Source organism: Enterobacter sp. V87_3, from assembly GCF_029967835.1.
GTDB classification, from domain to species: domain Bacteria; phylum Pseudomonadota; class Gammaproteobacteria; order Enterobacterales; family Enterobacteriaceae; genus Enterobacter; species Enterobacter cancerogenus.
This window is the reverse complement of sequence record NZ_JASCAM010000027.1, coordinates 118,039-141,521: the sequence shown is the minus strand read 5'-3', so window position 1 is coordinate 141,521 and position 23,483 is coordinate 118,039. Positions and strand designations below refer to the sequence as shown.

Here is a 23,483-nt window from a genome sequence, read left to right as displayed (position 1 = left end):
TGGTAGTGTGGGGTCTCCCCATGTGAGAGTAGGGAACTGCCAGGCATCAAACAAGAAGAACCCCGTACCGTAAGGTGCGGGGTTTTTGCTTTTGGCTTTATTCCTCTCCGTGAAACTTTCTCACCTTCCTCTTGCAGACTCGACATTCAGGCCGGATCTCGGTATCGTTAGCTATCTGGATGTCTAAACGTTTATACGTATGCTTTGAGGATTCAACGATATGCCGATACGGGTGCAGGACGAGCTACCAGCCGTCAATTTCTTACGTGAAGAGAACGTCTTTGTCATGACGGCTTCACGCGCGACAGGTCAGGAAATTCGCCCGCTGAAGGTGCTCATTCTCAATCTGATGCCAAAGAAGATTGAAACAGAAAACCAGTTCCTGCGCCTGCTCTCCAACTCTCCGTTACAGGTTGATATCCAGCTGCTGCGTATCGATGCCCGCGAGTCGCGCAACACGCCTTCTGAGCATCTGAACAACTTCTACTGCAACTTCGATGATATCCGCGATGAAAACTTCGATGGGCTGATTGTCACCGGCGCGCCGCTGGGTCTGGTGGAGTTCAATGACGTTGCCTATTGGCCGCAGATCAAACAGGTGCTGGAGTGGGCAAAAGATCACGTCACCTCCACGCTTTTCGTCTGTTGGGCGGTTCAGGCTGCACTGAATATCCTCTACGGTATTCCTAAACAAACCCGCACCGAAAAACTCTCTGGCGTATACGAACACCATATCCTGCACCCTCATGCGCTGCTGACGCGCGGTTTTGACGATTCTTTCCTCGCGCCGCACTCCCGTTATGCAGACTTCCCGGCGCAGCTGATCCGCGATTATACCGATCTTGAGATCCTCGCTGAAACGGAAGACGGGGATGCGTACCTGTTCGCCAGTAAAGACAAACGTATCGCCTTTGTCACGGGCCATCCCGAATACGATCCCGATACCCTCGCATCCGAATTTTTCCGCGATCTTGAGGCGGGCCTTAACCCGGATGTCCCGTACAACTACTTCCCAAAAAACGATCCGCAGAACACGCCCCGGGCGACCTGGCGCAGCCACGGAAATCTGCTGTTCACTAACTGGCTCAACTATTACGTCTACCAGATCACGCCATACGATCTGCGTCATATGAATCCGACGTTAGAGTAATCCGCTACCTGAAACGATCCTAAAGCGTTTCAGCTGTCCATATCAGGCACCCTCGGGTGCCTTTTTTATTTCCGAAATCCAAACCATCTATGAATAAAACTTTAATATCAATTTAATCAAGTGGTTAAGCAACTTTAAAATTAAAAATGGAAATTGTTTTTGATTTTAGAAAAATTACAGATAGTCTTAATTCTGCTGAGCGAAAACCGCACAACGATCTTTCGTTCGCGTTGGGGGTGTGTTTTTGGATCTTTAATGAGGAGCAGAATGATGACTGAGCAGGCAACCACAGCCGATGAACTGGCCTTTAACCAGCCGCAGGGTGAGCAGGAACAGCAGATATTGACCCCGGAGGCCGTCGAGTTCCTGACCGAGTTGGTGACACGCTTTGCGCCACAGCGTAATAAACTGCTGGCGGCACGCGTTCACCAGCAGCAGGAAATTGATAACGGGAAGCTGCCTGGTTTTATTTCGGAAACTGCTTCCATTCGTCGCGGTGAGTGGACGATCCGCGGTATCCCTGACGACTTACAGGATCGTCGCGTCGAGATCACCGGCCCGGTCGAGCGCAAGATGGTGATCAATGCCATGAACGCCAACGTTAAAGTGTTTATGGCCGATTTTGAAGACTCGCTGGCTCCCGACTGGCGTAAGGTGATCGAGGGGCAGATTAACCTGCGCGACGCCGTGAATGGCATCATCAGTTACACCACCGAAGCCGGGAAAATCTATCAGCTTAAACCCGATCCAGCCGTGCTGATCTGCCGTGTACGCGGTTTACACCTGCCTGAAAAACATGTTACCTGGCGCGGTGAAGCCATCCCGGGCAGTCTGTTCGATTTTGCACTCTATTTCTTCCACAACCATAAAAACCTGCTGGCGAAAGGCAGCGGCCCCTATTTCTATTTGCCGAAAACGCAGGCCTGGCAGGAGGCCGCCTGGTGGAGTGAGGTGTTCAGCTATGCGGAGGATCGCTTCGACCTGCCTCGCGGCACCATCAAAGCCACGCTGCTGATCGAAACGCTGCCTGCCGTATTCCAGATGAATGAAATCCTGCACGCGCTGCGTGACCATATTGTTGGCCTGAACTGCGGGCGCTGGGACTATATCTTCAGCTATATCAAAACCCTGAAAAACCATCCCGACCGCGTGTTGCCGGATCGTCAGGTCGTCACTATGGATAAACCCTTCCTGAGCGCCTACTCGCGCCTGCTGATTAAGACCTGCCACAAGCGCGGCGCCTTTGCGATGGGCGGTATGGCGGCTTTTATCCCGAGCAAAGACCCTGAGCGCAACAATCAGGTGCTCAACAAGGTAAAAGCCGATAAAGAGTTGGAAGCCCTCAATGGCCACGACGGTACGTGGATTGCCCACCCGGGCCTGGCCGATACGGCGATGGAGGTATTTAACCGCGTGCTCGGCGACAACAAAAATCAGCTGTTTGTCACCCGCGAAGACGATGCTCCCACGGCTGAAGAACAGCTGCTGGCCCCGTGCGAGGGCGAACGCACCGAAGAGGGCATGCGCGCCAATATTCGCGTTGCCGTGCAGTACATCGAGGCGTGGATCTCCGGTAACGGCTGCGTCCCAATCTACGGCCTGATGGAAGATGCGGCTACGGCGGAGATCTCACGCACCTCTATCTGGCAGTGGATCCATCACCAAAAAACGCTCAGCAACGGTAAGCCCGTCACTAAAGAATTGTTCCGTCAGATGCTGGCTGAGGAGATGCGGGTGATCCAGGACGAGCTGGGCGAGCACCGCTTCAGCAGCGGACGCTTTAACGAGGCTGCCCGCCTGATGGAGCAAATCACTACTTCAGATGACTTAATCGACTTCCTTACCCTGCCGGGCTACCGCTTCCTGGCGTAATTCACCACATAACAATATGGAGCATCTGCACATGAAAACCCGTACCCAACAGATCGAAGAGTTACAGAAAGAGTGGACACAACCGCGCTGGGAAGGCATCCGTCGCCCCTACAGCGCAGAGGAAGTGGTGAAATTACGCGGCTCGGTCAACCCGGAATGCACGCTCGCACAGCATGGTGCGGCAAAAATGTGGGCACTGCTGCACGGCGGTGCCAAAAAAGGCTACATCAACAGCCTGGGCGCGCTGACCGGGGGGCAGGCGCTGCAGCAGGCGAAGGCCGGGATTGAAGCCATCTATCTTTCAGGCTGGCAGGTTGCAGCAGATGCCAACCTGGCCTCCAGTATGTATCCGGATCAGTCGCTCTACCCGGCGAACTCCGTGCCGTCGGTGGTTGATCGGATCAACAACACCTTCCGCCGTGCGGATCAGATCCAGTGGGCGGCAGGTATCGAGCCAAACGATCCGCGCTTTGTTGACTACTTCCTGCCGATCGTTGCGGATGCAGAAGCCGGTTTTGGCGGCGTGCTCAACGCATTCGAGCTGATGAAATCGATGATTGAAGCCGGTGCAGCGGCCGTTCACTTCGAAGACCAGCTGGCGTCGGTGAAGAAGTGTGGGCACATGGGCGGCAAGGTGCTGGTTCCGACACAGGAAGCGATTCAGAAGCTGGTTGCAGCGCGTCTGGCAGCCGACGTGCTTGGCGTGCCCACGCTGGTGATCGCCCGTACCGATGCGGACGCGGCTGATCTGATCACCTCTGACTGTGATCCGTACGACAGCGAATTTATTACCGGCGAGCGCACCAGCGAAGGGTTCTATCGCACCCATGCGGGTATAGAGCAGGCCATCAGCCGCGGCCTGGCCTATGCGCCTTACGCTGACCTGGTCTGGTGTGAAACCTCCACGCCGGATCTGGCGCTGGCTAAACGTTTTGCCGATGCCATCCATGCCAAATATCCGGGCAAACTGCTGGCCTACAACTGCTCGCCGTCCTTCAACTGGCAGAAGAAACTGGACGACGAGACGATCGCCAGCTTCCAGCAGCAGCTCTCGGATATGGGCTACAAATACCAGTTCATCACCCTGGCGGGGATCCACAGCATGTGGTTCAACATGTTCGACCTGGCGCACGCTTACGCGCAGGGCGAGGGCATGAAGCACTATGTTGAGAAGGTTCAGCAGCCAGAGTTCGCCGCCGGCAAAGACGGCTATACCTTTGTGTCGCACCAGCAGGAGGTGGGAACCGGCTACTTCGATAACGTCACCACCATTATCCAGGGCGGAACCTCCTCCGTCACCGCGTTAACGGGTTCAACTGAAGAAGCCCAGTTCTGATATTTCCCCCTCACCCCGGCCCTCTCCCCGAGCGAGAGGGTTAGGGTGAGGGGTACTGGAGGAAAATATGCCGCGTGGCCTGGAATTACTGATAGCACAGACTATTTTGCAGGGCTTCGACGCCCAGTATGGTCGTTTTCTGGAGGTCACCTCGGGCGCGCAGCAGCGCTTCGAGCAGGCCGACTGGCATGCGGTTCAGCAGGCCATGAAGCAGCGTATTCATCTCTACGATCATCACGTAGGGCTTGTGGTGGAGCAGCTGCGCTGTATCACCGACGGCAAAAGCCCGGACGCGGCGTTTCTGCTGCGCGTGAAAGAGCAATACACCCAATTGTTGCCCGATTACCCTCGCTTCGAGATTGCAGAGAGCTTTTTTAACTCTGTCTATTGCCGGTTATTTGACCACCGCTCGTTATCTCCCGAGCGGCTATTTATTTTCAGCTCCCAGCCGGAGCGCCGATTTCGTACTATCCCGCGCCCGCTGGCGAAAGATTTTTTTCCCGATCGCGGCTGGGAACCGCTGCTCCATCGCGTGTTAACGGACCTGCCCCTGCGTTTGCCCTGGGAAAATAAAATCCGGGATATTGGCTATATCATCGCGCATCTCATCGAAACCTTTGGCGCAGAGGTGCTCAGGAACAGCCATTTACAGGTGGCCAACGAGCTTTTCTACCGCAATAAAGCGGCCTGGCTGGTCGGCAAGCTGGTTACGCCCTCCGCCACCGTGCCGTTTCTGCTGCCCATTCACCGCACCGATGAAGGTGAACTGTTTATCGATACCTGCCTGACCACTAGCGCAGAGGCCAGCATTGTGTTCGGCTTTGCCCGGTCCTATTTCATGGTATACGCTCCGCTGCCTGCGGCGCTGGTTGAATGGCTGCGCGAGATCCTGCCGGGTAAAACCACCGCCGAGCTGTACATGGCGATTGGCTGTCAGAAACACGCCAAAACCGAAAGTTACCGGGAATACCTTCACTATATCGCCAGCGCGGATGAGCAATTTATCGAAGCCCCCGGCATCCGCGGGATGGTGATGCTGGTTTTCACCCTGCCGGGCTTTGACCGCGTGTTTAAGATCATCAAAGACACATTCGCCCCGCAGAAAGAGATGACCGCCGCCCACGTCCGCGCCTGCTATCAGCTGGTGAAAGAGCACGACCGCGTCGGACGCATGGCCGATACCCAGGAGTTCGAAAATTTCGTGCTGGATAAACAGCAGATCGATCCGGCGCTGATGGCGCTGTTAATGCAGGAAGCGCCGGGGAAGATCACCGATCTGGGGGATAAAATCGTGATTGGCCACCTTTATATTGAGCGCCGCATGGTGCCGCTCAATATCTGGCTTGAGCAGTCAGAAGGCCAGGCGCTACGCGATGCGATTGAAGAGTACGGTAACGCCATCCGCCAGCTTGCCGCCGCCAATATTTTCCCTGGCGATATGCTGTTTAAAAACTTTGGCGTGACGCGCCACGGTCGGGTGGTGTTCTACGATTACGATGAAATTTGCTATATGACTGAGGTGAATTTCCGCGATATTCCGCCGCCGCGCCACCCGGAGGATGAGCTGTCCGGTGAGCCGTGGTACAGCGTCTCGCCGGGCGATGTGTTTCCCGAGGAGTTTCGCCACTGGCTGTGCGCTGACCCGCGTATCAGGCCATTATTTGAGGAGATGCACGACGACCTGTTCCGCGCCGACTACTGGCGCGAACTGCAAACGCGGATCAAGAACGGGCACGTTGAAGACGTTTACGCCTACCGCCGCAAGCAGCGGTTTAGCATCCGGTTTTCTCCAGGAGAAGGGCTCGAATGTAGGCCGGGTAAGGCGTAGCCGCCTCCCGGCAAACCCATCTTAACGGATCCCACCGTACGCCAGCGTCACCTCTTTCGCCGCCTTAATCACCAGCGCGCCCAGCTCCGTTACGCGGTCGTCGGTCATGCGTGAGATCGGCCCGGAAATCGAAATGGCGGCGAACGGCTCGCGATGCTCGTCAAAAATACAGGCCGCCAGGCAGCGCAGACCCAGGGCGTGCTCTTCGTCATCAAACGAATAGCCGCGCTTACGTGTCAGGGCTAAATCTTCTTTCAGGTGCACCGGCGAAACCAGGGTGGCGTGAGTGTAGGCGTGTAGCCCTTTGCGGTGCAGCAACCCCGTCACCTGCTCTTCGCTGAGCTGCGACAAAAACGCTTTTCCCGCGCCGGAGGCGTGCATCGGCAGCTTGCCGCCAATCGGGGCGGACATGCGCATCAGCTGCGTACATTGGACCTGGTCGATAATGACTGCCTGATGATCGCTCTGGTCCAGCACGGCCAGGTTCACCGTCTCGCCGGAGTCCTCCATCAGCTTGCGCAGAATAGGGTGGACAATCGCCAGCAGATTACGGCTCTGCAGGAAGCTGCTCCCCACGATAAACGCATGTGCGCCCACCGCCCAGTGCCCCAGCTCGCCGACCTGGCGGACGAAGCCCAGCTGCTGCATGGTGGTCAGCAGGCGGTGTGTGGTGGAGTTGGGAAGCCCGGCCTGCTGCGCCAGTTCCGTCAGGGCCACGCTGCCGTGCGATTCGGCTATCCATTCCAGCAGCTTCAAACCCCGCGTCAGCGATTGAACCTGTCCGCCGGGTTGCGCTGAGGGGGTGGCAGCAGGTTTTCTGCCGCGTTTAGCGGGAACGGTCGCGACCATGGGCAACTCCTTTTTCTGTATCGTGGAAATCATTTTCGTTTTATTTGGTGAATTTGCAACCGTATCCTGACTGATCGGAGGAGTGATGGTGAACATGTCTCATGTTACCGCTGAGTGACTTTTCCGCCCTGCGAGAATATGCCAGTATGGACCGCAGCCTTTTGGCCATGTTGAGCGTTGTCGGGAGCAAGTGTGAGCAGCAAAGTAGAGCAACTGCGTGCGCAGTTAAATGAACGAATTCTGGTGCTGGACGGCGGCATGGGCACCATGATCCAGGGCTATCGCCTCAGTGAAGACGATTTCCGCGGCGAACGCTTTGCCGACTGGCCATGCGATCTCAAAGGCAACAATGACCTGCTGGTGTTAAGCAAACCGCAGGTGATTGCCGATATCCACAACGCCTACTTTGAGGCGGGTGCCGATATCGTTGAAACCAACACCTTTAACTCGACAACCATCGCCATGGCGGATTACCAGATGGAATCCCTGTCGGCGGAGATTAACTTCGAGGCGGCAAAGCTGGCGCGCGCCTGCGCCGATGAATGGACCGCCCGCACGCCGGACAAACCGCGCTACGTTGCCGGTGTGCTTGGCCCGACGAACCGCACCGCGTCGATCTCACCGGACGTGAACGATCCGGCGTTTCGTAATGTCACCTTTGACCAGTTGGTGGCCGCCTACCGGGAATCGACCAAAGCGCTGGTGGAAGGCGGGTCCGACCTGATCCTGATTGAAACGGTATTCGACACCCTTAACGCCAAGGCCGCCATCTACGCGGTGAAAGCGGAGTTCGAGGCGCTGGGCGTGGACCTGCCGATCATGATTTCCGGCACCATCACCGACGCCTCCGGGCGCACGCTCTCCGGCCAGACGACGGAGGCGTTTTACAACTCTCTGCGCCACGCCGACGCGCTCACCTTCGGCCTGAACTGCGCGCTGGGGCCAGACGAACTGCGCCAGTATGTGCAGGAGTTGTCCCGCATCGCGGAGTGCTACGTGACCGCGCACCCGAACGCCGGGCTGCCAAACGCCTTTGGCGAATACGATCTGGATGCCGACACCATGGCGGCGCAAATCCGCGAGTGGGCCGAGTCTGGCTTCCTGAACATCGTTGGCGGCTGCTGCGGCACCACGCCGGAGCACATCGCCGCCATGAGTAACGCGGTGTCAGGGCTACCGCCGCGTAAGCTGCCTGAGCTTCCGGTTGCCTGCCGTCTCTCCGGTCTTGAGCCGTTAACCATCGGCGACGACAGCCTGTTTGTGAACGTGGGCGAACGTACTAACGTGACCGGTTCTGCAAAGTTCAAGCGGCTGATTAAAGAAGAAAAATACAGCGAAGCGCTGGACGTGGCGCGTCAGCAGGTGGAGAGCGGCGCGCAGATTATCGATATCAACATGGATGAGGGGATGCTCGACGCCGAAGCGGCGATGGTGCGTTTTCTGAACCTGATCGCCGGTGAGCCGGACATCGCCCGCGTGCCGATCATGATCGACTCCTCCAAATGGGACGTCATCGAAAAAGGGCTGAAGTGTATTCAGGGCAAAGGCATCGTTAACTCGATTTCGATGAAAGAGGGCGTCGAGAGTTTTATCCATCATGCGAAGCAGGTACGTCGCTACGGCGCCGCCGTGGTGGTGATGGCCTTTGACGAAGTCGGCCAGGCCGATACCCGCGAGCGCAAAATTGAGATCTGCCGCCGCGCGTATAAAATTTTGACCGAAGAGGTGGGCTTCCCGCCGGAAGACATCATCTTCGACCCGAACATTTTCGCCGTGGCAACCGGCATTGAAGAACACAATAACTACGCGCAGGACTTTATCGGCGCGTGCGAAGACATCAAACGCGAGCTGCCGCACGCGCTGATCTCCGGCGGCGTCTCCAACGTCTCGTTCTCGTTTCGCGGTAACGACCCGGTACGCGAGGCGATCCACGCCGTGTTCCTTTACTACGCCATCCGTAACGGGATGGACATGGGCATCGTCAACGCCGGGCAACTGGCCATTTATGACGACCTGCCCGCCGAACTGCGCGACGCGGTGGAGGATGTGATCCTTAACCGTCGCGACGACGCTACCGAACGCATGCTGGATCTGGCCGAGAAATACCGTGGCAGTAAATCCGATGAGGCGGTAAACGTTCAGCAGGCCGAGTGGCGCGCCTGGGACGTGAAAAAGCGTCTGGAGTATTCGCTGGTTAAAGGCATCACCGAATTTATTGAATTCGACACCGAAGAGGCCCGCCAGCAGGCAGCGCGCCCGATAGAAGTGATTGAAGGCCCGCTGATGGACGGCATGAACGTGGTCGGCGACCTGTTTGGCGAAGGCAAAATGTTCCTGCCGCAGGTGGTGAAGTCCGCACGCGTGATGAAACAGGCAGTGGCCTACCTTGAGCCGTACATCGAAGCCAGCAAAGAGAAAGGCTCCAGCAACGGCAAGATGGTGATCGCCACCGTCAAGGGCGACGTGCACGACATCGGCAAGAATATCGTCGGCGTGGTTTTGCAGTGTAACAACTACGAGATTATCGATCTCGGCGTGATGGTCCCGGCGGATAAAATCCTCAAAACCGCGCGGGAAGTGAACGCCGACCTGATTGGCCTCTCCGGGCTGATTACCCCGTCGCTGGACGAGATGGTCTTTGTTGCCAAAGAGATGGAGCGTCAGGGCTTTACTATTCCGCTGCTGATCGGCGGGGCGACCACCTCAAAAGCGCACACGGCGGTGAAAATCGAACAGAACTACAGCGGGCCGACGGTGTATGTGCAGAACGCCTCGCGCACCGTGGGCGTGGTGTCCGCGCTGCTGTCCGACACCCAGCGCGATGAGTTCGTGGCGCGTACCCGAAAAGAGTACGAAACCGTGCGCATCCAGCACGGGCGCAAGAAACCGCGCACGCCGCCAGTCTCGCTTCAGGCGGCGCGTGAAAACGATCTGGCATTCGACTGGTCGGCCTATACGCCGCCGGTGGCGCACCGTCTGGGCGTGCAGGACGTCACCGCCAGCATTGAAACGCTGCGCAACTACATCGACTGGACGCCGTTCTTTATGACCTGGTCGCTGGCAGGCAAATACCCGCGCATCCTGGAAGATGAGGTGGTGGGCGAAGAGGCAAAACGCCTGTTTAACGATGCCAACGACATGCTCGACAGGCTGAGCGCGGAGAAAACGCTCAACCCGCGCGGCGTGGTGGGCCTGTTCCCGGCGAACCGCGTGGGGGACGATATCGAAATTTATCGCGATGAAACCCGCACCCACGTGCTGGCGGTGAGCCATCACCTGCGCCAGCAAACGGAGAAAGTGGGCTTTGCCAACTACTGCCTGGCGGATTTCGTCGCACCGAAGTTAAGCGGTAAAGCCGACTATATCGGCGCGTTTGCCGTGACCGGTGGGCTGGAAGAGGACGCGCTGGCAGAGGCGTTCGACGCGCAGCATGATGATTACAATAAAATCATGATCAAAGCCATTGCCGACCGTCTGGCGGAGGCCTTCGCCGAATATCTGCACGAGCGCGTGCGCAAGGTGCACTGGGGCTACGCGGCGAATGAAAACCTCAGCAACGAAGAGTTGATCCGCGAAAACTATCAGGGCATTCGTCCGGCACCGGGCTATCCTGCCTGCCCGGAGCACACCGAGAAGGGGACGATCTGGAAACTGCTGGACGTGGAGACGCATACCGGGATGAAGCTCACCGAGTCCTTCGCCATGTGGCCGGGCGCGTCTGTCTCCGGCTGGTACTTTAGCCATCCGGACAGCAAATACTTTGCGGTGGCACAGCTTCAGCGCGATCAGGTAGAAGACTACGCCCTGCGCAAAGGGATGAGCGTGTCGGAAGTGGAGCGCTGGTTAGCCCCTAATCTGGGCTACGACGCAGACTGACGTCACCTTTCCTTACAACAAACAGGGCGCTCATCAGGCGCCCTGTCTCTTTCTTACATTTAAACCCTTATACTGGAAGAAGGTTCTGGCCATATTGCCCGGTGGCGCTGCGCTTACCGGTCCTGTGCGTAGGCCGGATAAGGCGTAACCGCCATCCGGCAAGACAGCGCGCAGTAAACCTCAGGAAAACAGATAACGATAAGGAGGAACACTTTCCGTGCTGACGTTGTTACATCTGCTCTCTGCAGTCGCACTGCTGGTGTGGGGCACTCATATTGTCCGCACCGGCGTGATGCGCGTGTTTGGCGCGCGTTTACGCACCGTTCTCAGCGGCAGCGTTGAGAAGAAGCCGCTCGCCTTTTGCGCGGGCATCGGCGTAACGGCGCTGGTGCAAAGCAGTAATGCGACCACCATGCTCGTCACCTCGTTTGTGGCGCAGGATCTGGTGGCGCTCGCCCCGGCGCTGGTGATTGTTCTCGGTGCCGACGTCGGGACCGCGCTAATGGCGCGCGTGCTGACCTTCGATCTCTCCTGGCTGTCGCCGCTGCTGATATTTATCGGCGTGATTTTCTTCCTGAGCCGTAAGCAGAGCCGTGCCGGGCAGCTTGGCCGCGTGGGCATTGGCCTTGGGCTGATTCTGCTGGCGCTGGAGCTGATTGTGCAGGCGGTGACGCCGATCACTCAGGCCAACGGGGTGCAGGTCATCTTTGCCTCTCTGACCGGCGATATCATGCTGGATGCACTCATCGGCGCGGTGTTCGCCATCGTCAGCTACTCGAGCCTGGCAGCCGTGCTGCTGACCGCGACGCTTACCGCCGCAGGGGTCATTTCCTTCCCGGTGGCGCTCTGTCTGGTGATCGGTGCCAACCTTGGTTCGGGCCTGCTGGCGATGCTCAACAACAGCGCCGCCAACGCCGCCGCACGCCGCGTGGCGCTCGGTAGCCTGCTGTTTAAGCTGGTGGGCAGCCTGATTATCCTGCCGTTTGTCCATCCGCTGGCGAACCTGATGGACAACCTGCCGCTGCCGAAAGCCGAGCTGGTGATCTATTTCCACGTCTTCTACAACCTGGTGCGTTGCCTGGCGATGGTCCCTTTCGCCGCGCCGATGGCCCGTTTCTGCGAGCGCCTCATTCGGGATGAACCCGAGCTGGACGCCCGCCTGAAACCGAAGCATCTTGATACCTCCGTGCTGGATACCCCGGCGCTGGCTATTGCCAACGCCGCCCGCGAAACGCTGCGCATGGGCGATGCGATGGAAACCATGCTCGAAGGGCTGCAAAAAGTGATGCATGGCGAGCCGCGCGAGGAGAAAGAGCTGCGAAAGCTGGCGGACGACATCAACGTGCTCTATACCGCCATCAAGCTCTATCTGGCGCGCATCCCGCAGGACGAACTGGCGGAAGAGGAGTCCCGCCGCTGGGCGGAAATCATCGAAATGTCCCTCAACCTGGAGCAGGCCTCAGATATCGTCGAGCGCATGGGCAGTGAAATTGCGGATAAATCCCTTGCCGCGCGTCGCGCCTTCTCCGTCGAAGGGCTTAAGGAGCTGGAGGCGCTGCATGAGCAGCTGGTCAGCAACCTGAAGCTGGCCCTCTCGGTCTTCTTCTCCAGCGACGTACCGAGCGCGCGTCGGCTGCGGCGCAACAAGCACCGCTTCCGCATTCTCAACCGCCGCTATTCGCACGCCCACGTTGAGCGTCTGCATCAGCAGAACGTGCAGAGCATTGAGACCAGCTCCCTGCACCTGGGGCTGCTGGGCGATATGAAACGTCTTAACTCGCTGTTCTGCGCGGTGGCCTACAGCGTAATGGAGCAGCCGGACGAAGATGACGAGCGGGATGAGTATTAATCTCTGAAAGCGCCTCGCAGTTTGCTTTCGTCAGGCGTGACGACATCCCTTCCCAACCGTAACGTTGCATCGCGGGTAAAGCACTTATCCGCGCTGCAACGTTTTAATGTTTTTTGGTGTATAAAATTTTATACAAGGATGTGGTATGCTTTCACAAAGGCCGGCAATGCGGCCTATCGCATGGATGGGAAGTGCGTATGACGATTTGCTCGGCTTCCCGGAAGAGATTCGAAGAGACGCGGGTTATCAACTGCACCGCCTGCAGTCTGGTCTGGAGGCCGCAGACTGGAAGCCCATGTCAGAGATTGGCAAAGGCGTTGCTGAAATTCGGCTTCGGGGAAATACAGGGGCATTTCGTATTCTTTACCTGGCCCGTTTTGACGACGCCGTGTATGTACTTCATTGCTTTAACAAGAAAACACAGCGGACATCAGGCCAGGATAAACAGATTACAAAGGTACGTTTGCATGCGGTGCTTGATGCCCGGAGGGGTTAAAGATGGGAAAGAACATTGATACTAAAATTCGCCATGTGACGGCGGCAGACGCCAACATTTTTGCCGAGCTGGGGTTTGACAGGGATGAGGCTGAACGGTTACGGGAAAAAGCTGGCAAGGAAGTGGAGCAACTGCTGGCGATCAAGCGACAGCTTATGCTGGAAATCTCCACGTGGATCGCTGAAAACAAGCTGCGCCAGGCTGACGCAGCGGCAAGACTGAACGTCTCCCGCCCACGTGTCTCCGATGTTGTGAACCTTAAAACGAGCAAGTTTACGCTTGATACGCTGGTCATGATGCTGAGTAAACTTGGAAAACCTGTCTCAGTTACCGTGGGCTAATCTTTTTACCAGCCCAAACCTAAGGTATATTTCGCCCTTCACAGGAGAAACTATGCTGCCAACTCAATCAACCCGATTAAACAAATACATTAGCGAGAGCGGGATCTGCTCACGTCGCGAGGCGGACCGTTACATTGAACAAGGTAACGTGTTCCTCAACGGCAAACGCGCCACCATCGGCGACCAGGTTGTACCTGGCGATGTGGTCAAAGTGAATGGTCAGCTCATTGAACCGCGTGATGCAGAAGACCTGGTATTTATCGCGTTGAACAAACCGGTTGGTATCGTCAGCACCACGGAAGATGGCGAGCGGGACAATATTGTGGATTTCGTTAACCACAGCAGCCGCATCTTCCCGATTGGGCGTCTGGATAAAGACTCTCAGGGGCTGATTTTTCTCACCAACCACGGCGACCTGGTGAACAAAATTCTGCGCGCCGGTAACGATCACGAGAAAGAGTACATCGTGACGGTGAACAAGCCGGTCACGGACGAGTTCATCCGTGGTATGGGCGCGGGGGTGCCGATTCTGGGCACCGTAACGAAGAAGTGCAAGGTTAAAAAAGAAGCGCCGTTTGCGTTTCGCATTACCCTGGTGCAGGGGCTGAACCGTCAGATCCGCCGCATGTGCGAGCACTTTGGGTATGACGTGACGAAGCTGGAGCGCACCCGCATCATGAACGTGAGCCTGTCCGGCATTCCGCTGGGCGAGTGGCGTGATTTAACGGATGACGAGCTGATCGAGCTGTTCAGGCTTATCGAAAATTCGTCGTCCGAAGCGAAGCCGAAGGCCAAAGCCAAACCGAAAACCCAGGCCATTAAACGCCCGGTGGTAAAGGCTCCGCCAGCGGAAGAGAAAGGGCGAGGCAAGCCGGCGAACGGGAAACGCTTCGCGCAGCCGGGCCGTAAAAAGAAAGGGCGCTAATTAGCGCCTTCCGCGTGTCGAGGTTGTGGCAGACCAGGAAAACGTCGCCTCTTTATCGGGTTTATACGCCTGCTCTTTTTTCAGTTTGCGGGCTTTTTTCGCTTCGGCGTCGCGCTGCGCCATCAGCTTGTCGATGTACTCTTTTTTAACCTGATTGGTTTCGGCGTTGGTCAGCGTGCGGCCATGCGCGATGCGGGCGCGGTCAAGAAGCGTTTTGAGTTCGCGCTGCTCGGCTTCCGTCATGTCTTTCTGGGTCAGTCGTGGTGTCGCCATTGCTGGAACCTCCTGATGGGGAGGCTCCAGTGTAAAGCATGTGACGTCAATTAACGTTGTTCCACCACATCTTTTTTCGCGGGTTCATCAATCGGCTTGCCTGACCAGTAGCCCGCCAGCAGCGAGCCGGAGAGATTATGCCAGACGGAGAACAGCGCGCCCGGCAGGGCCGCCAGCGGCGAGAAGTAAATCTTACCGAGCGCCGCCGCCAGGCCGGAGTTCTGCATCCCTACCTCGATCGCCAGCGTGCGGCAGGTCGACTCGTCAAAGCCAAACAGCTTACCGCCCCAGTAGCCGCCTAACAGGCCGATGGTGTTATGCAGCACCACCGCGATGATGACCACAAAGCCCACGGACGCAATGTGCGAGGCGGAACCGGCCACCACGGCGCTAATGATCGCCAGAATGCAGACCATCGAAAAGGCGGGCAGATACGGCTCGATCGCTTTCACCACCCGGGGGAACAGGTGGTGAATCACCAGCCCCAGCGCAATCGGGATCACCACAATTTGCAGAATGCTTAGCAGCATGCCCATCACGTCAACCTGAATGTGCGCGTCCACGTACAGGCGGGTGAGCAGCGGCGTGGCAATCACCCCTACCAGCGTGGAAACGGACGAAATGGTTACCGAGAGTGCGACGTCACCTTTTGCCAGATAGATCATCACGTTGGATGCCGTACCGCTGGCGACGCTTCCCACCAGCACCATTCCGGCGGAGAGGTCGGGCGGCATCTTAAAAGCCATGGCCAGCAGCCACGCGGCGAGCGGCATCACCAGATAGTGCAGGAAAATCCCTGCGGCGACGGGGGCGGGGCGCGACAGCACGCGCTTAAAATCGTCAATTTTCAGGTGCACGCCCATGCCGAGCATAATCAGCATAAGCAGAGTGGTGACCCACGGGCCAATGCCAGTGAAGGTGCCAGGGGTGTAATACGCGAGTACAGACAGCAGCAGCGCCCATAACGGGAACAGCCGGGTGATGGCGGATAACATAATGAATTCCTTGCAGTATTGTCGTGTTGTTTAGTTATAAAAAAGCCGGGTCTGAGCCCGGCTTATCGATATTGTTTAACGTGCTAACGAATTTTATTCAAACAAATTCTGATGAAGTTTTTGCACCACCTGCTCCGCCTGATCCGCAGGCACCAGGAAGCAGAGGTTATAGCTGGACGCGCCGTAGCAAATCATGCGGATGCTGAACGGGTCGAGCACGCCGAAGACCTCTTTGCCTACGCCGCAGGCGCGGGACAGTTTGTTGCCGATGATGGCAACCAGCGCCAGATCCTCTTCCACTTCAACGCGGCACAGCTCCGACAGCTCAATCAGCAGCGACTGGGTCAGCAGGGTGTCACCGGTGGAGGTGGAGCCGGTGGTGTCCAGCGTCAGCGCGATGCTCACTTCGGAAGTGGTGATCAGGTCTACGGAGATATTATGGCGTGCCAGGATGCCGAACACTTCCGCCAGGAAACCACGGGAGTGCAGCATATTATGGCTGTGCAGCGTGACCAGCGTCTGGCGGCGACGCAGGGCCAGAGCGCGGAACAGCGGCGGGTTTTCGGTTTTTTTGCAGACCAGCGTTCCGCCCGCCTGTGGATCTTTGCTGGAGCCCACGAACACCGGAATATCGCTGCGCACCGCGGGCAGCAGGGTTGCCGGGTGCAGCACCTTCGCGCCGAAGGTCGCCATTTCGGCGGCCTCTTCAAAGGCAATGACGTCAATGCGTTTCGCAGCGGATACCACGCGCGGGTCGGTGGTGTAGATACCCGGAACGTCCGTCCAGATATCCACGCGGGTGGCATGCAGGGCTTCGCCGAGCAGGGCGGCGGTGTAGTCGCTGCCGCCACGGCCCAGGGTCGTGGTGCGACCTTTGGCCTCGCTGCCGATAAACCCCTGAGTGATGACGATACCCTCTTCCAGACGCGGCGCAAGCTGCTGGCTGGTCAGTTCGGCCAGCGCTTCCACGTCCGGCTCGGCGCGGCCAAAACGGTCGCTGGTGCGCATCACTTTACGCACGTCAAACCACTGCGCCTGGATATTGCGCTCGCGCATGATCTCAACGAACAGCAGAGTCGACATCAGTTCGCCGTGGCTGACCAGTTCATCGGTCAGGGCGGTTGAGGTCGCCAGAGAGGCGGCTTCCGCCAGCGTGGTGATGTTTTCCAGCAGGCGTTCCACTTCTTCGCGGATGACGTTCGGGTTCTGCAGACGTTCAAGAATATCGAACTGAATTTTGCGCAGCGCATCCAGCTTCACGAACCGTTCCGTCGCTTCCAGTCCTTCAGACAGAGAAACCAGCAGGTTCGTCACGCCAGCGGAGGCAGAAAGCACCACCATGCGGGTATTCGGATCGGCCAGCACCACATCGGCGCTGCGGTTCATGGCGTCGTAATCCGCCACACTGGTGCCGCCAAACTTGGCGACCACAAAACTCGTCATAACAACCTCGTGTCAGGGAATGAATAAAGCGACCTTGGCACAAGAGTGAAACGAAAGCAGGTGCAGGCGCAAAATACGGCCCTATAAATAAAATGCGGGGGAGGTCCTGTCAATGCTGGGATTATGCGGATTTTTTATGGGGGGGTACCCCTCAGTAACAGGACTAATAACAGGGCCATATTTTATGCTTCGTTTTGCCGCAACGGGGGGCATATTTACCCACCCCAGAGGGGCCATCCAGCAGCTATACTTTTCGGGTCTTTTCACCTGCGTTTGATGCAGACCAGGGCAATGGCATAAAAACCATCACAATTTTTATTTGCAGGCGCTACAATCGACCGCAGTCACAATTCTCAAATCAGAAGAGTATTGCTAATGAAAAACATCAACCCAACGCAGACCTCTGCCTGGCAGGCATTACAGAAACATTTTGATGAAATGAAAGACGTCACCATCGCGGATCTGTTCGCGAAAGATGCCGATCGTTTCAGTAAGTTCTCCGCGACCTTCGATGACCTGATGCTGGTGGATTTCTCCAAAAACCGCATCACCGAAGAGACGCTGGCTAAGCTGCAGGATCTGGCGAAAGAGACTGAGCTGGCTGACGCCATCAAATCCATGTTCTCCGGTGAGAAAATTAACCGTACCGAAGATCGCGCCGTACTGCACGTTGCGCTGCGTAACCGCAGCAACACGCCGATTATCGTTGATGGCAAAGACGTGATGCCAGAAGTCAACGCGGTACTGGAGAAGATGAAAACCTTCTCCGAATCCATCATCTCCGGAAGCTGGAAAGGCTACACCGGTAAAGCCATCACCGACGTGGTCAACATCGGTATCGGCGGTTCTGACCTCGGTCCGTTCATGGTGACCGAAGCGCTGCGTCCGTACAAAAACCACCTCAACATGCACTTTGTCTCGAACGTAGATGGTACCCATATTGCCGAAGTGCTGAAGACGGTTAACCCGGAAACCACGCTGTTCCTGGTGGCGTCCAAAACTTTCACCACCCAGGAAACCATGACCAACGCCCACAGCGCGCGCGACTGGTTCCTGAAAACCGCGGGCGACAACAAGCACGTGGCGAAACACTTCGCAGCGCTTTCTACCAACGGTAAAGCGGTGGGCGAGTTCGGCATCGACACGGCGAATATGTTTGAGTTCTGGGACTGGGTTGGCGGCCGCTACTCTCTGTGGTCCGCGATTGGCCTGTCCATCATCCTGTCCGTTGGCTTCGACAACTTCGTTGAGCTGCTCTCCGGCGCGCACGCGATGGATCAACACTTCGCCACCACCGCACCTGAGAAAAACCTGCCAGTGCTGCTGGCGCTGATTGGCATCTGGTACAACAATTTCTTCGGCGCTGAAACCGAAGCGATCCTGCCGTACGATCAGTATATGCACCGCTTTGCGGCCTATTTCCAGCAGGGCAACATGGAATCCAACGGTAAATACGTTGACCGTAACGGCAACGCGGTGGATTACCAGACTGGCCCAATCATCTGGGGCGAACCGGGCACCAACGGCCAGCACGCGTTCTACCAGCTGATTCACCAGGGCACCAAAATGGTACCGTGCGATTTCATCGCCCCGGCTATCACACACAACCCGCTGTCCGACCACCATCCAAAGCTGCTGTCTAACTTCTTCGCGCAGACTGAAGCGCTGGCGTTCGGCAAATCACGCGAGGTGGTAGAGCAGGAATACCGCGATCAGGGTAAAGATCCGGCGACGCTGGACCACGTTGTGCCGTTCAAGGTGTTCGAAGGCAACCGCCCAACCAACTCCATCCTGCTGCGCGAAATCACCCCGTTCAGCCTGGGGGCGCTGATTGCGCTGTATGAGCACAAAATCTTCACGCAGGGCGCGATCCTGAACATCTTCACCTTTGACCAGTGGGGCGTCGAGCTGGGCAAACAGCTGGCAAACCGCATTCTGCCGGAGCTGGGTGATGATAAAAACGTCGACAGCCACGACAGCTCAACGAATGGTTTGATTAACCGTTATAAAGCATGGCGTGCGTAATTAATATGTCATGAAACAAGCCGGCGTAATGCCGGCTTTTTTATCGGATAATTCCGCATGTCTGTTAGTTAACTCAAATTCCTGCTGTGAGTTTAATCTGAAAAAGGCTGTAAACCATTTAGTTACTACGGTTTATTTTAGGAATATACGCAGGTGCGTTATTATTGCGTTAATTATATCTGCATGTTTTTAAACATTTTTATATTAGATTAATTATTCTTAACCATCCGTTTTAACCAATAATCTGAAAACCCTTCTGCTATTTCCTTATGCGGTAATCCCTCTGCTTTAGTTGTGTATACTCGATTCCGCCTGAATTTCTTTTCGGGCAAATCTCCATTCATTCATTGAAGGGAAATTGTTATGAAGAAAGTACTGTATGGCATTTTTGCCATATCTGCGCTTGCGGCGACATCTGTCTATGCGGCTCCGGTTCAGGTCGGAGAAGCAGCAGGGTCGGCAGCGACGTCTGCGTCTGCGGGGAGTTCTACCGCATCCAGCACGAGCACCGTAAGTTCAGCCGTGGGTGTCGCGCTGGCGGCAACCGGTGGCGGTGATGGCTCCAATACCGGAACCACGACCACTACGACGACCAGCACCCAGTAATACCGGGTGTTTTAATCATAACCACACTTCGGTGTGGTTATTTCGCCCCTTCGGAGAAGAGTCGTGAAGCGACCTGCAATCATCCTGATTTGCCTGCTGCTGCAGGCGTGCTCGGCCACCACTAAAGGGCTGGGACATTCCCTGTGGGACAGCATGTTTGGCACGCCGGGCGTGCATTTGACCGATGACGAACTGCAGAACATGCCCTATGCCAGCCAGTACATGCAGTTAAACGATGGCCCGCAGCTGTTTGTGGTGCTCGCTTTCGATGAAAACGGGCAGCAGAAATGGGTGACGCAGGATCAGGCCACCATCGTGACGCAGCATGGCCGGATTGTGAAAACGCTGCTCGGCGGTGACAACCTGCTGGAGGTGAATAATCTCGCAGCCGATCCGCTCATCAAGCCTGACCAGGTCACCGACGGCGCAAGCTGGACGCGCACGATGGGCTGGACCGAGCACAAGCAGGTGCGCTACGCCACGGCCCGCTCTACCTTCCGCTGGGACGGTATGGACAGCGTGCAGGTGGGCAGCGACGAAACGCAGGTTCGCGTGCTGGATGAAGAGGTGAAAACCGATCAGGCGACCTGGCACAACCGCTACTGGGTGGACGAAGAGGGGCAGATCCGTCAGTCCCTGCAGTTCCTCGGCGCCGGTTTCTTCCCGGTGAAAACCACCCTGATCAAGGCGGCGAAATCATGAAAAAGACCGTTATCGCCATCGTGCTGCTCGCCGGCTTTACCGCGCCGCTGGCCTGGTCTGCGGGCACCGTGAAGGTATACACGCCGGAGAACGCGCAGCCTAAAACCTTAACCAACGCCGGACACCTGCTCGATCTCGTCGGGCAACCGAGGCTGGCCAACAGCTGGTGGCCCGGCGCGGTGATCGGCGAGCGGCAGGCGTCGGTTGAGGCCGAACAAAAGCATAACGCGCTCCTCGCCCGACTGACCGGGTTAGCTGGTCAGGAAGATGGCTATGACGCCGCCGCTATCAACAGCGTACGTCAGCAGCTTCAGGCGCTGAAGGTCACCGGACGCCAGACGATAAACCTCGATCCCGATGTCGTGCGCGTGGCGGAAAAGGGGAATCCGGCGCTGGAAGGGGAATACACGCTCTGGCTGCCGACGCAGCCGTCAACCGTCACCGTCATGGGGCTCATCAGCAGCCCGGGCAAAAAGCCTTTTACGCCGGGCCGCGACGTGGCGAGCTATCTCGACGAGCAAAGCCTGCTCAGCGGGGCGGATAACAGCTACGCCTGGATCGTCTATCCGGACGGGCATACCCAAAAAGCGCCCGTGGCGTACTGGAATAAGCGCCATATTGAACCCATGCCCGGCAGCGTGATTTTTGTCGGTTTTGCCGACCATTTCTGGACGAAGGCGTATGACGGGCTGAATGCCGATATCCTTCATTCCCTGACGCAGCGGATCCCGGATTAATGAAAAAAACCTATCTCTACAGCATGCTGGCGCTGTGCGTCAGCGCCGCCTGCCATGCAGAAACCTGGCCCGCGCCCATCGGCCCGTCGCAATCCGATTTTGGTGGCGTCGGTTTACTGCAAACGCCTACCGCGCGGATGGCGCGTGAAGGTGAAATCAGCCTTAACTACCGCGATAACGATCAGTATCGCTACTACTCTGCGTCGGTGCAGCTGTTCCCGTGGCTCGAAACCACGCTGCGCTATACCGACGTGCGCACGAAACAGTACAGCAGCGTCGACGCATTCTCCGGCGATCAAACCTATAAAGACAAAGCCTTCGACGTGAAGCTGCGCCTGTGGGAAGAGAGCTACTGGATGCCACAGGTCTCCGTCGGCGCGAAAGATATCGGCGGTACCGGCTTGTTTGATGCGGAATACGTTGTGGCCAGCAAAGCCTGGGGACCGTTTGATTTCTCACTCGGCCTCGGCTGGGGCTACCTCGGTACCAGCGGCAACGTCAAAAACCCGTTCTGCTCCTACAGCGACAAATATTGCTACCGGGATAACAGCTATAAAAAAGCCGGCTCCATCAACGGCGACCAGATGTTCCACGGCCCGGCCTCGCTGTTTGGCGGCATCGAATACCAAACGCCGTGGCAACCGCTGCGCCTGAAGCTGGAGTATGAAGGGAATAACTACAGCGAAGATTTTGCCGGGAAGATTGAGCAGAAGAGCAAGTTTAACGTCGGCGCCATTTACCGCGTCACCGACTGGGCCGACGTTAACCTCAGCTACGAGCGCGGCAATACCGTGATGTTTGGCTTCACGCTGCGCACCAACTTTAACGACATGCGTCCGCACTATAACGACAATGCCCGGCCTGCGTACCAGCCGGAGCCGCAGGACGCCATCATCCAGCACTCCGTCGTCGCCAACCAGCTGACGCTGCTGAAGTACAACGCCGGATTTGCCGATCCGAAGATCCAGACTAAGGGCGATACGCTCTACGTTACCGGCGAGCAGGTGAAATATCGCGACTCGCGCGAAGGGATCGAACGCGCTAACCGGATCGTTATGAACGATCTGCCTGAGGGGATCCGCACGATCCGCGTAACGGAAAACCGCCTTAACCTGCCGCAGGTGACCACGGAAACCGACGTCGCCAGCCTGCGTCGTCATCTTGAAGGCGAACCGCTGGGGCATGAAACCGAGCTGGTGCAAAAACGCATCGAGCCGGTCGTGCCGGAATCGACCGAGCAGGGCTGGTACATTGATAAATCGCGCTTTGATTTCCACATCGACCCGGTGCTGAACCAGTCCGTCGGCGGGCCGGAAAACTTCTACATGTACCAGCTTGGCGTGATGGCAACCGCGGATCTGTGGGTTACCGACCACCTGCTGACCACCGGCAGCCTGTTCGGCAACATTGCCAACAACTACGACAAGTTCAACTACACCAACCCGCCGAACGACTCGAAGCTGCCGCGCGTGCGTACCCGCGTACGTGAATATGTGCAGAACAATGCTTACGTGAACAACCTGCAGGCCAACTACTTCCAGTACTTCGGCAACGGTTTTTACGGCCAGGTGTACGGCGGCTATCTGGAAACCATGTACGGTGGCGCGGGGGCGGAGGTGCTTTACCGCCCTGTCGACAGCAACTGGGCGTTCGGCATTGACGCCAACTATGTGAAACAGCGTGACTGGCGCAGCGCCCAGGACATGATGAAGTTCACCGACTACAGCGTCAAAACGGGCCATCTCACCGCCTACTGGACGCCGTCGTTCGCCCAGGATGTGCTGGTCAAAGCCAGCGTCGGCCAGTATCTGGCAGGCGACAAGGGCGGCACGCTGGACATCTCGAAACACTTCGACAGCGGCGTGGTCGTGGGCGGTTATGCCACCATCACCAACGTTTCGCCGGACGAATACGGTGAAGGGGATTTCACCAAAGGCGTGTATGTCTCGATTCCGCTGGATCTCTTCTCGTCAGGCCCAACCCGCAGTCGTGCCGCCGTGGGCTGGACGCCGCTGACGCGCGACGGGGGCCAGCAGCTTGGACGTAAGTTCCAGCTGTATGACATGACCAGCGATAAGAACATTAACTTCCGTTGATGCTTGATTGCCCGGTGGCGCTGCGCTTACCGGGCCTACGATAGTTTTTTTGTAGGCCGGGCAAACGCAGTGCCGCCCGGCAGG

At 57.1% G+C, this 23,483-nt stretch carries 18 protein-coding genes; 14 read left to right on the top strand and 4 right to left on the bottom strand.

What is annotated here, in order from left to right; all coding sequences use genetic code 11:
• The first annotated feature begins 220 nt into the window (after positions 1-220).
• The 4 genes from metA (at position 221) to aceK (ending at position 6,186) form a co-directional block, all read left to right on the top strand.
• Complete coding sequence (metA, locus tag QLG21_RS16955) at positions 221-1,150, top strand: homoserine O-succinyltransferase (protein WP_006177535.1); 930 nt, start codon at positions 221-223, stop codon at positions 1,148-1,150.
• A 270-nt stretch (positions 1,151-1,420) separates the two neighbouring features.
• Entirely contained in the window at positions 1,421-3,022 is a 1,602-nt protein-coding gene (aceB, locus tag QLG21_RS16950) for a malate synthase A (protein ID WP_282484846.1), read from the top strand.
• 31 nt (positions 3,023-3,053) lie between these two features.
• Complete coding sequence (gene aceA, locus QLG21_RS16945; protein ID WP_042321216.1) at positions 3,054-4,358, top strand: isocitrate lyase; 1,305 nt, start codon at positions 3,054-3,056, stop codon at positions 4,356-4,358.
• A 67-nt stretch (positions 4,359-4,425) separates the two neighbouring features.
• Positions 4,426-6,186 carry a bifunctional isocitrate dehydrogenase kinase/phosphatase gene (gene aceK / locus QLG21_RS16940; RefSeq protein WP_282484842.1) on the top strand — a complete coding sequence of 587 codons (1,761 nt, stop codon included), beginning with the start codon at positions 4,426-4,428 and terminating at the stop codon, positions 6,184-6,186.
• Positions 6,187-6,207: 21 nt separating this feature from the next.
• On the opposite strand, the gene iclR is transcribed toward aceK, so the two are convergent.
• A complete protein-coding gene (iclR, locus tag QLG21_RS16935) occupies positions 6,208-7,035 on the bottom strand; it encodes a glyoxylate bypass operon transcriptional repressor IclR (protein ID WP_042321214.1) in 828 nt (275 codons plus the stop codon).
• Positions 7,036-7,227: 192 nt separating this feature from the next.
• Between iclR and metH the strand changes: the two genes are divergently transcribed.
• The 5 genes from metH to rluF all read left to right on the top strand — a co-directional run bounded on the left by metH (position 7,228) and on the right by rluF (position 14,522).
• Complete coding sequence (gene metH / locus QLG21_RS16930) at positions 7,228-10,911, top strand: methionine synthase (RefSeq protein ID WP_282484841.1); 3,684 nt, start codon at positions 7,228-7,230, stop codon at positions 10,909-10,911.
• 217 nt (positions 10,912-11,128) lie between these two features.
• A complete protein-coding gene (locus QLG21_RS16925; protein WP_006177529.1) occupies positions 11,129-12,760 on the top strand; it encodes a Na/Pi cotransporter family protein in 1,632 nt (543 codons plus the stop codon).
• Positions 12,761-12,905: 145 nt separating this feature from the next.
• Complete coding sequence (locus QLG21_RS16920) at positions 12,906-13,256, top strand: type II toxin-antitoxin system RelE/ParE family toxin (RefSeq protein WP_282484840.1); 351 nt, start codon at positions 12,906-12,908, stop codon at positions 13,254-13,256.
• Between the two features lie 2 nt (positions 13,257-13,258).
• Entirely contained in the window at positions 13,259-13,597 is a 339-nt protein-coding gene (locus QLG21_RS16915) for an XRE family transcriptional regulator (protein ID WP_088209287.1), read from the top strand.
• A gap of 52 nt (positions 13,598-13,649) precedes the next feature.
• Positions 13,650-14,522 carry a 23S rRNA pseudouridine(2604) synthase RluF gene (gene rluF, locus QLG21_RS16910; RefSeq protein WP_006177527.1) on the top strand — a complete coding sequence of 291 codons (873 nt, stop codon included), beginning with the start codon at positions 13,650-13,652 and terminating at the stop codon, positions 14,520-14,522.
• Here rluF and QLG21_RS16905 read toward each other — a convergent pair whose 3' ends face one another.
• From QLG21_RS16905 to lysC, 3 genes are all read right to left on the bottom strand, one after another.
• The gene (locus QLG21_RS16905) at positions 14,523-14,795 is read right to left on the bottom strand and encodes a DUF3811 domain-containing protein (RefSeq protein WP_006177505.1); all 273 of its coding nucleotides are present in this window, start codon (positions 14,793-14,795) and stop codon (positions 14,523-14,525) included.
• Between the two features lie 50 nt (positions 14,796-14,845).
• Complete coding sequence (panS, locus tag QLG21_RS16900; RefSeq protein ID WP_058610082.1) at positions 14,846-15,790, bottom strand: ketopantoate/pantoate/pantothenate transporter PanS; 945 nt, start codon at positions 15,788-15,790, stop codon at positions 14,846-14,848.
• 93 nt (positions 15,791-15,883) lie between these two features.
• Complete coding sequence (gene lysC, locus QLG21_RS16895; protein ID WP_006177503.1) at positions 15,884-17,233, bottom strand: lysine-sensitive aspartokinase 3; 1,350 nt, start codon at positions 17,231-17,233, stop codon at positions 15,884-15,886.
• A 375-nt stretch (positions 17,234-17,608) separates the two neighbouring features.
• Here lysC and pgi point away from each other — a divergent pair, with 375 nt between their 5' ends.
• The 5 genes from pgi to QLG21_RS16870 all read left to right on the top strand — a co-directional run bounded on the left by pgi (position 17,609) and on the right by QLG21_RS16870 (position 23,399).
• The gene (gene pgi / locus QLG21_RS16890; protein ID WP_088209289.1) at positions 17,609-19,258 is read left to right on the top strand and encodes a glucose-6-phosphate isomerase; all 1,650 of its coding nucleotides are present in this window, start codon (positions 17,609-17,611) and stop codon (positions 19,256-19,258) included.
• Positions 19,259-19,621: 363 nt separating this feature from the next.
• Positions 19,622-19,864 (top strand): exopolysaccharide production protein YjbE, encoded by a 243-nt coding sequence (gene yjbE, locus QLG21_RS16885; RefSeq protein ID WP_006177501.1) that lies wholly within the window; start codon positions 19,622-19,624, stop codon positions 19,862-19,864.
• A 63-nt stretch (positions 19,865-19,927) separates the two neighbouring features.
• A complete protein-coding gene (locus QLG21_RS16880; protein ID WP_282484839.1) occupies positions 19,928-20,566 on the top strand; it encodes a YjbF family lipoprotein in 639 nt (212 codons plus the stop codon).
• Positions 20,560-21,303 carry a capsule biosynthesis GfcC D2 domain-containing protein gene (locus QLG21_RS16875; RefSeq protein ID WP_282484845.1) on the top strand — a complete coding sequence of 248 codons (744 nt, stop codon included), beginning with the start codon at positions 20,560-20,562 and terminating at the stop codon, positions 21,301-21,303. Before QLG21_RS16880 ends, QLG21_RS16875 begins: the two co-directional genes overlap by 7 nt.
• A complete protein-coding gene (locus QLG21_RS16870) occupies positions 21,303-23,399 on the top strand; it encodes a YjbH domain-containing protein (protein ID WP_006177496.1) in 2,097 nt (698 codons plus the stop codon). Before QLG21_RS16875 ends, QLG21_RS16870 begins: the two co-directional genes overlap by 1 nt.
• Positions 23,400-23,483: the final 84 nt, after the last annotated feature.

Excerpts from the sequence above, each read along its gene's own strand:
- metA (WP_006177535.1), top strand. The coding sequence starts at position 221 with ATGCCGATACGGGTGCAGGACGAGCTACCAGCCGTCAATTTCTTACGT.
- aceB (WP_282484846.1), top strand. The coding sequence starts at position 1,421 with ATGACTGAGCAGGCAACCACAGCCGATGAACTGGCCTTTAACCAGCCG.
- aceA (WP_042321216.1), top strand. The coding sequence starts at position 3,054 with ATGAAAACCCGTACCCAACAGATCGAAGAGTTACAGAAAGAGTGGACA.
- aceK (WP_282484842.1), top strand. The coding sequence starts at position 4,426 with ATGCCGCGTGGCCTGGAATTACTGATAGCACAGACTATTTTGCAGGGC.
- iclR (WP_042321214.1), bottom strand. The coding sequence starts at position 7,035 with ATGGTCGCGACCGTTCCCGCTAAACGCGGCAGAAAACCTGCTGCCACC.
- QLG21_RS16920 (WP_282484840.1), top strand. The coding sequence starts at position 12,906 with ATGCTTTCACAAAGGCCGGCAATGCGGCCTATCGCATGGATGGGAAGT.
- QLG21_RS16915 (WP_088209287.1), top strand. The coding sequence starts at position 13,259 with ATGGGAAAGAACATTGATACTAAAATTCGCCATGTGACGGCGGCAGAC.
- rluF (WP_006177527.1), top strand. The coding sequence starts at position 13,650 with ATGCTGCCAACTCAATCAACCCGATTAAACAAATACATTAGCGAGAGC.
- QLG21_RS16905 (WP_006177505.1), bottom strand. The coding sequence starts at position 14,795 with ATGGCGACACCACGACTGACCCAGAAAGACATGACGGAAGCCGAGCAG.
- panS (WP_058610082.1), bottom strand. The coding sequence starts at position 15,790 with ATGTTATCCGCCATCACCCGGCTGTTCCCGTTATGGGCGCTGCTGCTG.
- lysC (WP_006177503.1), bottom strand. The coding sequence starts at position 17,233 with ATGACGAGTTTTGTGGTCGCCAAGTTTGGCGGCACCAGTGTGGCGGAT.
- pgi (WP_088209289.1), top strand. The coding sequence starts at position 17,609 with ATGAAAAACATCAACCCAACGCAGACCTCTGCCTGGCAGGCATTACAG.
- yjbE (WP_006177501.1), top strand. The coding sequence starts at position 19,622 with ATGAAGAAAGTACTGTATGGCATTTTTGCCATATCTGCGCTTGCGGCG.
- QLG21_RS16870 (WP_006177496.1), top strand. The coding sequence starts at position 21,303 with ATGAAAAAAACCTATCTCTACAGCATGCTGGCGCTGTGCGTCAGCGCC.